The 14,911-nt window shown below is 74.4% G+C and carries 10 protein-coding genes; 9 read left to right on the plus strand and 1 reads right to left on the minus strand.

Going from position 1 to position 14,911, the window contains the following annotated elements; all coding sequences use genetic code 11:
- The first annotated feature begins 327 nt into the window (after positions 1-327).
- Both rnhB and AC6CKD_RS14615 read left to right on the plus strand, forming a co-directional pair.
- Positions 328-1,038, plus strand: a complete 711-nt coding sequence (gene rnhB, locus AC6CKD_RS14610; protein WP_498327670.1) for a ribonuclease HII — start codon at positions 328-330, stop codon at positions 1,036-1,038.
- Positions 1,039-1,097: 59 nt separating this feature from the next.
- Positions 1,098-1,694, plus strand: coding sequence for a hypothetical protein (locus tag AC6CKD_RS14615; protein ID WP_498327671.1), 597 nt, complete (start codon positions 1,098-1,100; stop codon positions 1,692-1,694).
- A 142-nt stretch (positions 1,695-1,836) separates the two neighbouring features.
- Here the strand turns inward: AC6CKD_RS14615 and AC6CKD_RS14620 are convergent, their stop codons facing one another.
- Complete coding sequence (locus AC6CKD_RS14620; RefSeq protein WP_498327673.1) at positions 1,837-2,466, minus strand: hypothetical protein; 630 nt, start codon at positions 2,464-2,466, stop codon at positions 1,837-1,839.
- A gap of 359 nt (positions 2,467-2,825) precedes the next feature.
- Here AC6CKD_RS14620 and AC6CKD_RS14625 point away from each other — a divergent pair, with 359 nt between their 5' ends.
- The 7 genes from AC6CKD_RS14625 (at position 2,826) to AC6CKD_RS14655 (ending at position 14,811) form a co-directional block, all read left to right on the plus strand.
- Positions 2,826-4,985 carry a RecQ family ATP-dependent DNA helicase gene (locus AC6CKD_RS14625; RefSeq protein WP_498327674.1) on the plus strand — a complete coding sequence of 720 codons (2,160 nt, stop codon included), beginning with the start codon at positions 2,826-2,828 and terminating at the stop codon, positions 4,983-4,985.
- A 188-nt stretch (positions 4,986-5,173) separates the two neighbouring features.
- The gene (locus AC6CKD_RS14630) at positions 5,174-6,463 is read left to right on the plus strand and encodes a DUF4192 domain-containing protein (RefSeq protein WP_498327676.1); all 1,290 of its coding nucleotides are present in this window, start codon (positions 5,174-5,176) and stop codon (positions 6,461-6,463) included.
- A 227-nt stretch (positions 6,464-6,690) separates the two neighbouring features.
- Positions 6,691-8,691: an amylo-alpha-1,6-glucosidase gene (locus AC6CKD_RS14635; protein WP_498327677.1), complete on the plus strand. Its 2,001-nt coding sequence runs from the start codon at positions 6,691-6,693 to the stop codon at positions 8,689-8,691.
- 105 nt (positions 8,692-8,796) lie between these two features.
- The gene (locus AC6CKD_RS14640) at positions 8,797-9,543 is read left to right on the plus strand and encodes an NUDIX hydrolase (protein ID WP_498327679.1); all 747 of its coding nucleotides are present in this window, start codon (positions 8,797-8,799) and stop codon (positions 9,541-9,543) included.
- Between the two features lie 206 nt (positions 9,544-9,749).
- Positions 9,750-11,648 carry an ATP-binding cassette domain-containing protein gene (locus tag AC6CKD_RS14645; protein ID WP_498327681.1) on the plus strand — a complete coding sequence of 633 codons (1,899 nt, stop codon included), beginning with the start codon at positions 9,750-9,752 and terminating at the stop codon, positions 11,646-11,648.
- A gap of 150 nt (positions 11,649-11,798) precedes the next feature.
- Positions 11,799-12,740, plus strand: a complete 942-nt coding sequence (locus tag AC6CKD_RS14650; RefSeq protein ID WP_498327682.1) for a FadR/GntR family transcriptional regulator — start codon at positions 11,799-11,801, stop codon at positions 12,738-12,740.
- A gap of 475 nt (positions 12,741-13,215) precedes the next feature.
- Positions 13,216-14,811 (plus strand): RNA polymerase sigma factor, encoded by a 1,596-nt coding sequence (locus AC6CKD_RS14655; protein ID WP_498327683.1) that lies wholly within the window; start codon positions 13,216-13,218, stop codon positions 14,809-14,811.
- Positions 14,812-14,911: the final 100 nt, after the last annotated feature.

A 14,911-nucleotide genomic window follows, 5' to 3' on the forward strand; every position in this document is an offset into this window, starting at 1 on the left:
GTCGGTGAGCTGGTGCACCGGGGAACCGACCCGGGGCGTCCGTTCGGACGCGCCCCATCCGCTTCTCGGCGAGGTCATTGCGGCGCTGCTGACGTACCGCGCGACATATGCGGGAGCGAATGGGTGGACGCGGAATTCGCCGAGATGATCGACGGGTTGATGGTGCCGCTGCTCAAGGCGCGAGACGGGGCGGGCGGGTGGCGCGGCGCGGAGGTGCCCGGGGCGCGGCACGCAGGGGGCGGCGGCGAGGCGGGAAGGGGGCGTCGGCGCGGCGGGGAGGGGGTGGGGTGTGCAGGCGGTCCGGGGCGGCGTAACCTTGCTGGCGCCATGCCGTACGAAGCACCCACTCACACCGTCGAACGCTCCCTTCGGGCGACCACCGGCGCCAAGGTCATCGCCGGGGTCGACGAAGTCGGACGAGGAGCCTGGGCCGGTCCCGTCACCGTCTGCGCGGCGATCACCGGTCTGCGCCGGCCGCCCGCGGGACTCACCGACTCCAAACTGCTCACCGCCAAGCGCCGTGACGCGCTCGTCGGCGTCCTGGAGGGCTGGGTCACGGCCTACGCCCTGGGCCACTCGTCCCCCGAGGAGATCGACGAACTCGGGATGACCGCCGCCCTGCGCCTCGCCGCGGTGCGCGCCCTGGAGGCGCTGCCCGTGCGGCCCGACGCGGTGATACTCGACGGCAAGCACGACTACCTCGGTGCGCCCTGGCGGGTCCGGACGGTGATCAAGGGTGACCAGTCCTGTGTCGCCGTCGCCGCGGCGTCCGTGATCGCCAAGGTCCGGCGCGACCGGATGATGGCCGAGATCGGTGAACTGGGCGGCGGAATCGAAGACTTCGCTTTCGCCGCCAACGCCGGATATCCCTCGCCCGTGCACCGGGCGGCGCTCGAGGAGCAGGGGCCGACCGCGTACCACCGGCTCTCCTGGTCCTACCTCGACGCGCTGCCCCGCTGGAGCCACCTCAAGAAGGTGCGCCGCAGCGAGGAAGCGATGGAGCTGGAAAACGGAGGCCAACTCGGCTTCGATTTCTGATCGCACGCACGTGCCACCAACCGGTACGTTTCGCACCGGTGTTTGATGAATGTCAGCTCATGCCTCTCACCCCCGCCCCCGAGGAGCTTCAGATTCACGAGAGTGCCCAGGGTCCCCGCGTCACGCCGGCCGCGAGCCGCACCGCGCAGACCCCCCGCCCCGTACCCGGTCCGCGTCCCGCCCCCAGGCCCGCGCCGCCCGCGCCGCGGAAGCCGCAGGCCGCCCCCGTTCCCGTTGTCGCCACCGCGCCTTCGGTCTCGGCGGCCGTCCCGCAGATCCAGCTGATCCCGGCATCCTCCGAGGGCGCGCTGGATGCGGCCGAAGAGGCCGTGGACCTGCTGCTCGACACCGGGCGTGCGCCCGGCGACATCCTGGTGCTCACCACCGGCGACCCGCACCCGTGGGCCGCGCACGAGCTGTCCTTCGGCGAGGCCGCGTACTGGGCCCTGCAGGATGCCGGGGACGACGTCTTCTACGCGGACGCGGCGCAGGTTCAGCGCGCCGCGGGCCGTCCCGTCGTGGTCTTCGCGGCCAACGGCGGACCGGTCGACGCGGCCGCCGCAGCCCTGCCGGCCGCGCTCGCGCGAGCCGGTGCGCTCCTGATCTGCTGCGGCGAGCCGCAGCAGATCAACTCCGTGCTCGGCGCGGGCGTCTGACACCCCGTAATCCCGCACGGTCGAAGGGCGGGGCGGGCCGGTGGCCGGCCCTGCCGAAGACCGAGGTCCGACCAGCCGTACGCCCGCTTCCGGGTGTACGGCCGTTGGCCGTTTCCGGGTAGGGGTACGGAGCCGCGCGGACTCAGCGTGCGGCGGTGCGGCGCAGGGCCTCCGCGGCTCCGCCGCCGCCGCGCAGGGCGAGCGGCGCGAACTCGGACGACGTGTCGCCGAGGCGCTCGGGCCGCGAGTCCGAGCTGGGGCTCCGGCCGCCGCGGCCCTCGCCCAGCACCTGCCAGCCGCTCCGGGTCAGCGTGATGTACGCGCCGCAGCGCAGCCCGTGCAGGGTGCAGGCGTCCCGCAGCCCCCACATCCAGGCCCCGTCCTCCTCGGTCCAGCACTCGTCGCCGTCGCGGCAGTACAGCAGCACGGCGGTCCGTACCGGGGTCCGTCGCCGCAGATCGTGCGGAATGACCCGGCGCAGCCGGGACAGCAGGGCGTTGCGGTAATCCCAGCCGTCGGCCGCGGTGGAGCGCTGGACGAAGGAGGCGCTGGCCACGAGCCGCTCCTCGGGCCCGAGCACGGCGATGACGGCCGTGTACGGCACCGGGCTGTGCCGTGAGTGCAGTCCGCTGACGACCTCGCGCGGATTGCGCAGCAGGGGGACGCCCGAGGACGTCCACTCGGAAGGTTCCAGCAGCCTGCCGTGCCGGCTGGCGCCGCCGGTCGCCGTTGTCAGGGACGTGGTCGAGGGCGGGGTGAATCCGAAGGTCACGGTCCTCCCTTCGGGTACACGCCCGCGAACGGGCACAGCTGGAGTGCGGGCGCGCCCCGGCACGGCCCAGGAGAGCGCCGTCGAGCCGAGCGGGAGCAAGACAATTCTCGCGTGGCCCGTGAGCATGCGGCAACGAGCAATTGGAGCCGCCGACCGGAATTCGCCGGTATGCCGTTCATATCCTTGCCCCGCCACGCCGAAGATGACTCATTCGGTCCAGGCCGGAGTGCCGCACCTGGGGAAACGGCTCCTCGGCGGCTGCCCGCCGCAGGGGCCGCGCGGAGACGGGGACGGCTTGTGGCCGACCGTCACGCTGGGTGAATTGGCCGATTGTCCTGGCCATCGGGTTGCATGGGGGCATGGACAACCTGGAGCTGCGCGCTGAAGCCGATGCCGTCCTCGCTGAGCTGGTCGGTGCCCCGGGGGGTTCGGCGCGGCTGCGGGAGGACCAGTGGCAGGCCGTGTCCGCCCTGGTGGAGGAGCGCCGGCGGGCGCTGGTGGTGCAGCGTACGGGGTGGGGCAAGTCGGCCGTGTACTTCGTGGCGACGGCCCTGCTGCGCCGTCGCGGCGCGGGCCCGACCGTGATCATCTCGCCGCTCCTCGCGCTGATGCGCAACCAGGTCGACGCGGCGGCGCGGGCCGGGATCCAGGCGCGGACGATCAACTCGGCCAACCCCGAGGAGTGGGAGACGATCTACGGGGAGGTCGAGCGGGGCGAGACCGACGTTCTCCTCGTGAGTCCGGAGCGCCTCAATTCCGTGGACTTCCGGGAGCAGGTGCTGCCCAAGCTCGCTGCCACGACCGGCCTGCTGGTGGTCGACGAGGCCCACTGCATCTCGGACTGGGGCCACGACTTCCGCCCCGACTACCGCCGGCTGCGCACCATGCTCGCCGAGCTCGCCCCCGGCGTGCCCGTACTCGCCACCACCGCGACGGCCAACGCACGCGTCACGGCGGACGTGGCCGAGCAGCTGGGCACGGGAGGCGGGGGCGCCCTGGTCCTGCGCGGGCCGCTGGACCGGGAGAGCCTGCGGCTGGGGGTACTGGAGCTGCCGAACGCGGCGCACCGGCTGGCGTGGCTGGGGGAGCGGCTGGGGGATCTGCCGGGCTCGGGGATCATCTACACGCTGACGGTGGCGGCCGCGGAGGAGGTCGCGGCGTTCCTGAGGCAGCGCGGGTATCCGGTGGCCTCCTACACGGGGAAGACGGAGAACGCCGAGCGGCTGCAGGCCGAGGAAGACCTGCTGGCGAACCGGGTGAAGGCGCTGGTGGCGACCTCCGCGCTGGGGATGGGCTTCGACAAGCCGGACCTGGGGTTCGTGGTGCACCTGGGCTCGCCCTCGTCCCCGATCGCCTACTACCAGCAGGTGGGGCGTGCGGGGCGTGGCGTGGACCATGCCGACGTCCTGCTGCTGCCGGGGCGGGAGGACGAGGCGATCTGGGCGTACTTCGCTTCGGTGGGGTTCCCGCCCGAGGAGCAGGTCCGGCGGACCCTGGAGGTGCTGGAGCAGGCGGGCCGTCCGCTGTCGCTGCCGGCGCTGGAACCGTTGGTGGATCTCCGGCGGTCGCGGCTGGAGACGATGCTCAAGGTCCTGGACGTGGACGGTGCGGTCAAGCGCGTGAAGGGGGGCTGGACCTCCACCGGGCAGCCGTGGGAGTACGACGCCCAGCGGTACGAGTGGGTGGCCCGGCAGCGGCAGGCGGAGCAGCAGGCCATGCGGGACTACGTGGCGACCACGGGGTGCCGGATGGAGTTCCTGCAGCGGCAGCTCGACGACGAGAAGGCGACCCCGTGCGGCCGCTGCGACTCCTGCGCCGGGCCCTGGCTCGATCCCGCGGTGTCCCACGGGGCCCTCGACGAGGCGACCGGCGAGCTGGACCGCCCGGGGGTCGAGATCGAACCCCGCCGGATGTGGCCCTCGGGCATGCCCGCGGTCGGCGTCGACCTCAAGGGCCGCATCCCCGTGGGCCAGCAGGCGGCCACCGGGCGCGCGCTGGGGAGGCTGTCGGACATCGGCTGGGGCAACCGCCTGCGCCCGCTCCTGTCGGAGCAGGCCGCGGACGGGCCGGTACCGGACGACGTGCTGGCGGCCGTGGTGACGGTGGTCGCCGACTGGGCCCGGTCACCGGGCGGCTGGGCCGCCGGCTCGGACGGTGCGATGGCCCGCCCCGTGGGGATCGTCGCCATGCCCTCGCGCTCCCGCCCGCAGCTGGTGGCCTCGCTCGCCGAGGGCCTGGCCCGGGTCGGCCGGCTCCCGCTGCTGGGGAGCCTCGCCTACACCCCGCAGGCCGGCGAGCACGGCGCACACCGCAGCAACTCCGCCCAGCGGCTGCGCGCCCTGGCCGCCTCGTTCACGGTCCCCGACGAACTCGCCGCGGCCCTGGCCGCCACCCCGGGACCGGTCCTGCTCGTCGACGACTACGCCGAATCCGGCTGGACCCTGGCTGTGGGCGCGCGCCTCCTGCGCCAGAGCGGAGCCGCCCAGGTGCTGCCCCTGACCCTTGCCCTGGCGGGCTGAGAGCACCTCGCCTGCCCCGGCGGCCAGGCCGTTCGTGCCCGGTGGGCACCCACGGTCGGGCCCCCTGGCAGGCGCGGTCGGCAAGGACGTACGTGGGCGTGGGTGCCCCGTGGCGCAGGCGGCATGCCGCTGCCGCGGAGTTATCCACAGGGGTTTCCGGATCCGGCCGGACACGGGACCTTCGGGACATGACGAACCACCACGAAGCAGCACGCACCCCGTCCGACCCCTCGTCCACCGGCCCGTCCGGAGGCGTCGACGCCTCCCGGATCACCCTGCGCAGTCCGGCCGAACTGGCCGACGCACTGCCCTACATGCTCGGCTTCCACCCGAGCGACTCCCTCGTCATGGTCGCCGTCCACGGGGAGGCCGGCCGCTTCGGCGGCAGGCTCCGGGTGGGCATCCCCGCCGCTCCCGAGGAATGGGAGGACACCGCCCGGCAGGTCGCCGACTGCCTGATCCGCGGCAGTGTGCGGCGCGGCGCCAAGCCCGACGGCATCATCGTCTTCCTCTGCCAGGACCCGCGCCGCGGGGGCAGCGCGCAGCGGGTGATGACCAGGCTGCGCCCGTTCGCCCAGCGGATCCGGCTGGCCTGCGGGGCACTCGACGTGCCCGTACTGGAGGCCCTGTGCCTCTCCGCCGGGCGGTACTGGTCCTACTGCTGTCCGGACGAGCGCTGCTGCCCCGCCGAGGGCAGTGCGCTGGCCGCGCCCGGCACCTCGGTGATGGCCGCCGCGGCCACGTTCGCCGGACTCCAGGTACGCGGCTCCCTCCAGGAGATCGAGCGCCGGCTGACACCGCTGCGCGGGACGGTGGCCGGCGAGATGGAGGGGGCCCTGGACCGGGCGGCCGTCGCGCTGGTGCCGAAGATCCTCGACGGGGCCACCCGTGAGGAGGTGGGAGCCGAGACGGTGCTCCTCGCCCGCGCGCTGATCCAGCGCATGATCCTCGCCCCGACCGCCGAAGGCGGCCCCGGAGCCGATGCCCGGGACGACGCGCTGCTGGGCCACGACGAGGCCGCCTCGTTGATCCTCGGGCTCCAGGACCGCGAGATCCGCGACATCGCCGCCGAGTGGATGGAGGGTGAGGAGGCGGCCCCCGCCCTGCGGCTGTGGCGGGCGCTGGCCCGGCGCTGCGTCGGGGCCTACGGGGAGCACGCGGCGGCCCCCCTCACCCTGGCGGGCTGGGTCTCCTGGTCCACCGGGGACGAGCCGACGGCCAGGATCGCGCTGGGGCTGGCACTCCGGGCGGACGACGGGTACCGCTTCGCACAGTTGCTCCACCACGCCTGCAACGAGGGGATCGACCCGGAGGGCCTGCGGGAGTGCCTGCGGGAGGAGCGGCGGCGCCGGGAGCCGCGCCGGGGGCGCCTGCCCGCAGGACCCCGGCGGGCGGGCGCCGTCACCAGGCCGCCCGGCCGCCCGGGCCGCACGAGCGGCCGCCGCGAGTCCGGCAGCACCGCGGGGAGCGAGCAGTGATGCGCGGCCGGGGCGAAGACCGCGGGTCCGTGCTCAGGGGGTGGCTGCGGGACGGGGTGCGAGCGGTCCTGCGGCGACGGCCCGGGCGAAGGCGGATGCTCCGCCGGGCGCAGTCCCCGCCGGGGCCCGTGACCCGGGCGGGGGCGGGGGCGTTGCGCTGGGGGGTGGTGGGGATCCGGCCGCGCCCCCGCCCAGCCGATCCACCCGGAGCGCAGACAAGGCGACCCATGGCTCACCCCGTACCTCCAGCCCGCGTAGCTCCCGCCCGCGCGGCCCCCTCGCGCGGGGCCGACCTGCCGCCCGTGCACGGTGCCGTCATCTGTGTCGCCGCCCCGTGCCTGGTCGTCTCGCCCGAGCACGGCCAGCTCACCGGGCGGGGGGCCGACGGGATCTACCGTGCCGGGCTCCGGCTGCTGTCCCGCTGCGTGCTGCGCGTCGGCGGCCGGGACCCGGTCGCGGTCCAGGGCCGCAGTCTCGGCGCCGACCGGGCCTCCTTCACCGCGACCGTCCGGACCGGAGCGGAGCCCGGGCCCGATCCCGACGTCGGAGTCGAGCGGGTCCGGCACGCCGACGGCACCGAGCGGATCACCCTGCGCAGCTTCACCGGCCGGTCCCTGAGGTTCCCGGTGGAGCTCTCGCTCGGCACCGACCTGGCGGAGCTGGCCGAGGTGGCCGCCGGCCGGGCCGGGCCGGAGCTGCCCGCCGCGGTGCACGCCGCCGGGCTGCGCTGGACCAACGGCGAGGCCCAGGCCGTCACCGCGGCCGAGCCGCCTCCGGACGACGCGCTGGCCTCCGCCGGGCTGCTGCGCTGGCAGCTCGAACTGCGCCCCGGCGAATCCCGCACCATCGAGCTGCGGACCACCCGCGACCGAGGGGCCCGGGCCACCGCCGGCCAGGTGGCCAACCCGCTGTCCGGCGAGGCCCGCGCGGAGGGAGACGACCCGCGGACCGGGGCATGGCTGCGGACGAGCGTGCAGGACCTGGGGGCGCTGCTGCTCAGGGACCCGAAGGAACCGGCCGACAGCTACGCGGCGGCCGGAGTGCCGTGGCGGCTCGGCCTGGCCCCGGCGGAATCCCTGTGGGCCGCCCGCATGGCGCTCCCGCTCGGCACCGGACTGGCCGCCGCGACCCTGCGCATCCTGGCCCGGACCCAGACCGGCGGGCGGGGCGGCGACGCGGGGAAGATCCCGGGGCCGCTCCGCGGGGCCGGGCCGCAGCTGCCCCCGGGATGCACCGGGACCGAGGCGACGCTCGCATTCCCCGCGGTCCTCGCCGAAGCCCGGCGCTGGGGGATGCCCGAGGCGGAGGTGGCCCGGCTGCTCCCGGCCGCCGAGCGGTGCCTGGACTGGATCCGGGGCGCCTTCGGGGAGGACGGCTTCCTGGCCGATCCCGATCCGGGACCGCGGCGCTGTGAAACCCAGGCCCACGCCCACCGCGCCGCGCTCCTCGGGGCCGACCTGCTCGCCGGGTGCGGGCGGCCCGGAGCCGAGGAGTGGCGGGAGCGGGCCGCCGAGCTGCGGGAGCGGTTCGCAGCCCGCTTCTGGGTCGACGGCCCGGACGGCGGGCGGCCCGCGGCGGCCCTGCATCCCGACGGGCGGCCGCTGCCCCGGCTGACGGGGGCCGCCGCCCACTTGCTGGACACCGGGCTGCTCGGCGGCGGCCGGCTCGCGCGCGGGCTCCTGGACCGGGTCCGTACCGAGCAGGTGGCCCGGCTGCTGGGAGCCCCCGCCATGGATTCCGGCTGGGGACTGCGGAGCATGGCGGTCCGCGAGCCGGGGCACAACCCGTTCGGCTACCGCTCGGGCGCGGTGCGGCCGTACGAGAGCGCGGTCGCCGTGGCGGGCCTGGCCCAGGCGGGCTTCGAGAAGGAGGCCATGGGGCTGCTCCGGGGCATGCTGGACGCGGCGGAGGGCTTCGGGTACCGCCTCCCGGAGATGTACGCGGCCGAGCAGCGCACCGCCGGCAGCGCTCCGCTTCCGCATCCGGCGGCCTGCCGGCCGGCGGCGGTCGCGGCGGCCGCGGGGATCCACGTACTGGCCGCCCTGGCCGGGATCCGCCCGGACGCGCCCGCCGGAACGGTCGCCCTCGTACCGCTCCCCGGCGCGCCGCTCGGTGAGCTCCGCCTCTCGGGGCTGCGGGTTTCGGGGGAGCCCTTCGCCGTCCGGATCAGCCGGCTGGGCCTGGGCATGGTCGAGGAGGCGGCCGATGCGCTGCAACTGGGCGGGTAGGCGGCGCCCCGCCGAGGGGGCCGGATCGGGCCGCGGCTTCCGGTTCCGTGGTCCGAAGATCTCCAAAGCTCTGTTTATCGTCAAGCAGACGACTATGATCGCGGCATGTCGCCCTACGACCCGTCGGCCTTCCCGCCCTTCGCCGTCACCGTCGACCTGGTCGTGCTCACCGTGCGGCGCCACGCGCTCTGCGCGTTGGTCATCCGACGGGGTGAGCAGCCGTTCCAGGGGCGCTGGGCGCTGCCCGGCGGCTTCGTGCGCGGGGACGAGGACCTGTCGGCGGCCGCGGCCCGCGAGCTGTCCGAGGAGACCGGCCTCTGCGCCCACGACCCGGCCGCCCCCGACGTGGGCAACGGGGCGCACCTCGAACAGCTGGCGACCTACGGTGATCCGAAGCGGGATCCGCGCATGCGCGTGGTCAGCGTGGCGCACCTGGTGCTGGCTCCGGATCTGCCCGCCCCCCGGGCCGGCGGCGATGCCAACAGCGCGCGCTGGGCCCCCGTCGACGAGCTCCTCTCCACGGACGGCCAGGCCGGTGCCGGACTCGCCTTCGATCACGAGCAGATCCTCGCCGACGGTGTCGAGCGGGCCCGCTCGAAGATCGAGTACTCCTCGCTGGCCACCGCCTTCTGCCCTCCCGAGTTCACCGTCGGCGAGCTGCGCCGGGTCTACGAAGCGGTCTGGGGGGTCGCCCTCGACCCCCGCAACTTCCACCGGAAGGTCACCGGCACCCCTGGGTTCCTGGTGCCCGCAGGAGGGACGACGACGCGTCAGGGCGGCCGTCCCGCCCAGCTGTTCCGGGCCGGCGGGGCGACCCTGCTCAACCCGCCGATGCTGCGCCCCGAAGTCTGATCTCCGGGCGCCCCGCACCGACGCCGGGGTGCCACGCGGGGCGGCGTTCCGGCAGGTAGCCGGACTCGCACCCCCGCGGACGAAGGCTTCGGTGCCGACACGGGTGCGATGCGCGGCCACTTACGCCTTAAATCGGACATATCGCGTTATCTTGTTGGCAGAACTCACCCTGCCGCAGAGCGGTCTCACCCCCCGCGAGAGAAGCGATGCTCCAGGCCATCGGACTCACCAGCACCCCCCGCCGAAACCTCCCGCCCCTCGTGGACGACCTCACCTTCGAGGCCCGCCCCGGGAGCGTGACCGCGCTGCTCGGCGAGCCCGGCTCGGGCAAGACCACCGCGCTGCGGCTCATGCTCGAACTCGAACCGGGGCGCGGAGTCACGTACTTCCGCGGGCGCCCCCTGCACCGGATCCCGCATCCGGGCCGCGAGGTCGGCGTGCTCCTCGGCGATCTCCCGGGCAACCCCTCGCGCACCGTGCGCGGCCAGTTGCGGATGCTGTGCGCCGCCGCGGGCGTGCCGGCCGCGCGGGCCGACGCCATGCTGGAGGTCGTCGGCGTCGCGGGACTGCGCGACCAGCGGCTCGGGTCGCTCTCGCTCGGCATGGAGCGCAGGGTCGCGCTGGCCGCGGCCCTGCTCGCAGACCCCTGCACGCTCCTCCTCGACGAGCCCGCCGCCGGGCTCTCGCCCCGCGAGCGGAGCTGGCTGCACGGGCTGCTGCGCGGCCACGCCTCCCTCGGCGGCGCGGTGCTCTTCACCACCGACGACGCGAAGGAGGCCGCCCGCATTGCGGACCGGGTCGTGAGCATCGAGGCGGGCCGGCTCGTCGCCGACCAGGACGCCGCGGATTTCGCCCGGACCCGGTTGCGGCCTCGGGTCGCCGTGCGCACCCCGCACGCCGCCCGGCTGGCCGACGTACTGGGCCGGGAAGCGCGGGCGGCCCAGCGCACGGTGGAGATCGTGGAGGAGAGCGGCAGCCGGCTGTCGGTCTACGGCAGCAACTGTGCCGAAGTCGGCGAGGCCGCCTTCCGGCACGGCGTACTCGTCCACCAACTCGCCGACGAGACCGGAGACGCGGGAGCGCCGCCGTCGCTGCCGCGCGCCCGGGACCGGGCTGGATCCGGGGCCGCCCGGGCCGCGACAGCCGACGGCACCCCGGCCGCCGACGGAAGCCCGGCCGCCTCCGGCGCGGGCGGCGCGGACCGGACCGACCCCGCCCGCCCCGCCGACCCCGCCCGCCCCGCCGACCCCGGCCGCGCCGCCGGCCCCGGCCGCGACGCCCGCCCCGGCCGCGCCGCCCGCCCGGGGCGGCCCGCCTCGGCCGTGCGCCGGCTCGGAGGCCCGTTGCGACCCCTGCGCTACGAACTGCACCGGATGTTCGGCACCGCCACCCCCGCACTCACCGCCGCCTTCGTCGTCGCCGTCTCCGTCGTCACGGCACTGGTGCTGGCCCGGGCCGGCCACACCCCGCAGAACAAGTTGCTCGCCGCCTGGCCGGAGTTGCTTCCGCTGCCGCCCGCCGCGCTCGGGGCCGGACTGCTCGGAGCCCTGGCCTTCGGAGAGGAGTACCGCTACCCCGCGCTCGCCGCCGACCGCGGCACCGTCCCGCGTCGGCTCGGGCTGCTCACGGCGAAGCTCGGCGTCAGCGCCGTCCTCGCGCTCCTGCTCGGCGCCCTCGCCGTGACCGCCGACGCCGCGGCCCTGACGCTGGTGTTCGGCGGCGGGCCGCTCCGTACGCCCGCGGAGTGGGTCGCTCCGGCGGCGAGTTGGGCGGGCCTGCTCGTCGGCTGCGCCTGGTCCGGAGTCCTGGCCTCCGGCGTCTTCCGGTCCGCCTCGGCGGGCCTGGCCGCGGTGCTCGCCGTACCGGTGATGGTCGTACCGCTGGTGCGCAAGGCCCTGGACGGCCCGTCCGCGTACCCGGTCACCGGGCTCGCCGAGCGGCTGCGCGGCCTGGCCTGGGCGCAATGGCCGCCGGAGGCGGACCGGGTGGTCCTCGGGGCGATCCGGGTGATGGCGCAACCGGTCGGCACCGCGCTGGTGTTGTCGCTGATGGTTCTGTTGTGCGCCTATGGGTTCACAGGACTGCGCGGCCGCGTCCGTTTGTGAGGGATCGTTGGTGATCGTTCCGGTGCCGGTCCGGACCCAACGGGACCGTTGTGGTCCACATCAGGCCCGGCGGACCGCAACTCCCCGCGAAAGGCCCGGTTCTTTACGATAAGTCGTCAATTGCGTAGGTGGCACCGATCACCCTTTCGTGTGCTTTTCACCAAAGACCTCAAGGGTCGCCGGGACACGGCCGACAAAGGATTCGTGAGTACCCTTGCGCACACCATGATGACCGCCGCCCGCCATGCCGATTCCGGCCTCGCCGGCGCGGGCGAACTCGACCGCTACCCCTACCCGGAGGCCTCGGGGGCCGACCGGGTGGGAGTGCCCCACTGGGACGGGCCCGACGTCGAGTTGGGCCGGGTCGGCCGCCGCGCCGCGGGCAGCCGCGGCCGCGGACTGCACGGCCAACTCGTCCAGCAGCTCGGCCAGATGATCGTTTCCGGCGACCTCGGCGCGGACCGCCCGCTGGTCCCCGAGGAGATCGGACAGCGTTTCGAGGTCTCCCGTACCGTCGTCCGCGAATCGCTGCGGGTCCTCGAGGCCAAGGGCCTCGTCAGCGCCCGCCCCAACGTCGGCACCCGGGTCCGCCCGGTGGCCGACTGGAACCTGCTCGACCCCGACATCATCGAGTGGCGGGCCTTCGGCCCGCAGCGCGACGACCAGCGCCGCGAGCTGGGCGAGCTCCGCTGGACCATCGAGCCGCTCGCCGCCCGCCTCGCCGCCGGCCACGGCCGCCCGGAGATCCAGCAGCGCCTCGCCGACATGGTCGAGATCATGGGACACGCCCTCGGCCAGGGCGATTCGATCACCTTCGCGCGTGCGGACAACGAGTTCCACGCCCTGCTCATCCAGGTCGCGGCCAACCGGATGCTGGAGCACCTCTCGGGCATCGTCTCCGGCGCGCTGCAGGTGTCCGGCAGTCCCATCACCTCCTGCGACCGCCCCAGCGAGACCTGCGTCGCGCACCACGCGCGCATGGTCGAGGCGCTCGCCGCCGGTGACGCGCTGGGCGCGGAGAACGCCATGCGGCAGCTTTTGACGGTGCATCCGGAGGTCGAGCGCGTGGTTCCCGCCCCGCGCGAGCACTGACGGGCCCGAGCGCGCTGGGGTCGGCGCGTCGGCGTGCCGCCGGTCCCGGGCGGCACCCCGGGACGGATTCCGGGGAGGGGCCGGCGGCGGAGTCCGGCTCCCCGTCCGGGTCCTGAGCGCCCCGGTTCGGTTCCCGGCTCCGGTCCGCGGCCGCCGGGGGGCCGCTTCCGGGGATCCGTCCGGCCCGCGAAACGGGGCGTGTTAGGACACACCGGACGTGCACAAATAACGGTATGACCGGCATGGCATCAAACGTGGTGTGACTCGGGCCACGAAGATTGGGCGTAACGCTCCGCGAGGTCACGCGATGACCTAAGAGGTGATGGCCGACGGAGGGAAGACAGCAGCCCTTGGGGGTGCTGTGCAGCTCCCCGGCCCCTGCCCGCGCCCCCGGCCCATCCCCAGTCGGTGGTCGTCGGCTCCGGTCCAGCACCACCAGGCCGGGGTCGGAAGCCGTTTCCATCGTTCCGAGAGGTTGTTCGTGTCGGCCAGCACATCCCGTACGCTCCCGCCGGAGATCGCCGATTCCGAGTCTGTGATGGCGCTCATCGAGCGGGGCAAGGCCGAGGGGCAGATCGCCGGCGATGACGTGCGTCGGGCCTTCGAGGCTGACCAGATTCCTGCGACCCAGTGGAAGAATGTTCTGCGCAGCCTCAACCAGATCCTCGAGGAAGAGGGTGTGACGCTGATGGTCAGTGCCGCGGAGTCGCCCAAGCGCACCACCCGCAAGAGCGTCGCAGCGAAGAGCCCCGTCAAGCGGACGGCCACCGAGCCCGTCGCCAAGAAGGCGGCGGCCAAGACGGCGGCCGCGCCCGCCGCCGTACCGGACGCGGTGGCCGAGGAGGCGGAAACGGGGCCGGCCGACGTCGACGCCCTCGCGGAGGGGACCGCGACCGAGCCCGCCGCCAAGAAGGCGGCGGCGAAGAAGACGGCGGCGAAGAAGGCCGCGCCCGCCAAGAAGGCCGCGGCCAAGAAGACGGCGGCGAAGAAGACCGCGGCCAAGAAGGACTCCGACGAAGCGGGCGACGAAGAGGCCTCCGAAGAGACTCCCGGGGCCGCCAAGGCCGAGTCCGAGGACGAGGAGGAGGGCGCCGAGAACAAGGGCTTCGTCATCTCGGACGACGAGGACGACGCCCCGGCGCAGCAGGTCGCCGTGGCCGGCGCCACCGCCGACCCCGTCAAGGACTACCTCAAGCAGATCGGCAAGGTTCCGCTCCTCAATGCCGAGCAGGAGGTCGAGCTCGCCAAGCGCATCGAGGCCGGCCTCTTCGGCGAGGACAAGCTCGCCAACTCCGACAAGCTGGCGCCCAAGCTCAAGCGCGAGCTGGAGATCATCGCCGAGGACGGCCGCCGGGCCAAGAACCACCTGCTGGAGGCCAACCTCCGCCTCGTGGTCTCCCTGGCCAAGCGCTACACCGGCCGCGGCATGCTCTTCCTGGACCTGATCCAGGAGGGCAACCTGGGTCTCATCCGCGCCGTGGAGAAGTTCGACTACACCAAGGGCTACAAGTTCTCCACGTACGCCACCTGGTGGATCCGGCAGGCGATCACCCGCGCCATGGCCGACCAGGCCCGCACCATCCGCATCCCGGTGCACATGGTCGAGGTCATCAACAAGCTGGCCCGCGTCCAGCGGCAGATGCTCCAGGACCTGGGCCGCGAGCCCACCCCGGAGGAGCTGGCCAAGGAACTCGACATGACCCCCGAGAAGGTCATCGAGGTCCAGAAGTACGGCCGGGAGCCGATCTCCCTGCACACCCCGCTCGGCGAGGACGGCGACAGCGAGTTCGGTGACCTCATCGAGGACTCCGAAGCGGTCGTCCCGGCCGACGCCGTGAGCTTCACGCTCCTGCAGGAGCAGCTGCACTCGGTCCTCGACACGCTGAGCGAGCGCGAGGCGGGCGTGGTCTCCATGCGCTTCGGCCTCACGGACGGCCAGCCGAAGACGCTCGACGAGATCGGCAAGGTCTACGGGGTCACCCGTGAGCGCATCCGCCAGATCGAGTCGAAGACCATGTCGAAGCTGCGTCACCCGTCGCGCTCGCAGGTGCTGCGCGACTACCTGGACTGAACCGGCCCGGTCCGGAAGGGCGCGGCGAGGGGTTCGCCGCAGGTCGTCGCCGGTGGCCGCGCGGGTGCGCGCGGTCACCGGGCGTCCCACTCTGAGTGGA

This window comes from Streptomyces sp. GQ60 (assembly GCF_059758875.1).

Excerpts from the sequence above, each read along its gene's own strand:
- AC6CKD_RS14640 (WP_498327679.1), top strand. The coding sequence starts at position 8,797 with ATGTCGCCCTACGACCCGTCGGCCTTCCCGCCCTTCGCCGTCACCGTC.
- AC6CKD_RS14635 (WP_498327677.1), top strand. The coding sequence starts at position 6,691 with ATGGCTCACCCCGTACCTCCAGCCCGCGTAGCTCCCGCCCGCGCGGCC.
- rnhB (WP_498327670.1), top strand. The coding sequence starts at position 328 with ATGCCGTACGAAGCACCCACTCACACCGTCGAACGCTCCCTTCGGGCG.
- AC6CKD_RS14630 (WP_498327676.1), top strand. The coding sequence starts at position 5,174 with ATGACGAACCACCACGAAGCAGCACGCACCCCGTCCGACCCCTCGTCC.
- AC6CKD_RS14645 (WP_498327681.1), top strand. The coding sequence starts at position 9,750 with ATGCTCCAGGCCATCGGACTCACCAGCACCCCCCGCCGAAACCTCCCG.
- AC6CKD_RS14615 (WP_498327671.1), top strand. The coding sequence starts at position 1,098 with ATGCCTCTCACCCCCGCCCCCGAGGAGCTTCAGATTCACGAGAGTGCC.
- AC6CKD_RS14625 (WP_498327674.1), top strand. The coding sequence starts at position 2,826 with ATGGACAACCTGGAGCTGCGCGCTGAAGCCGATGCCGTCCTCGCTGAG.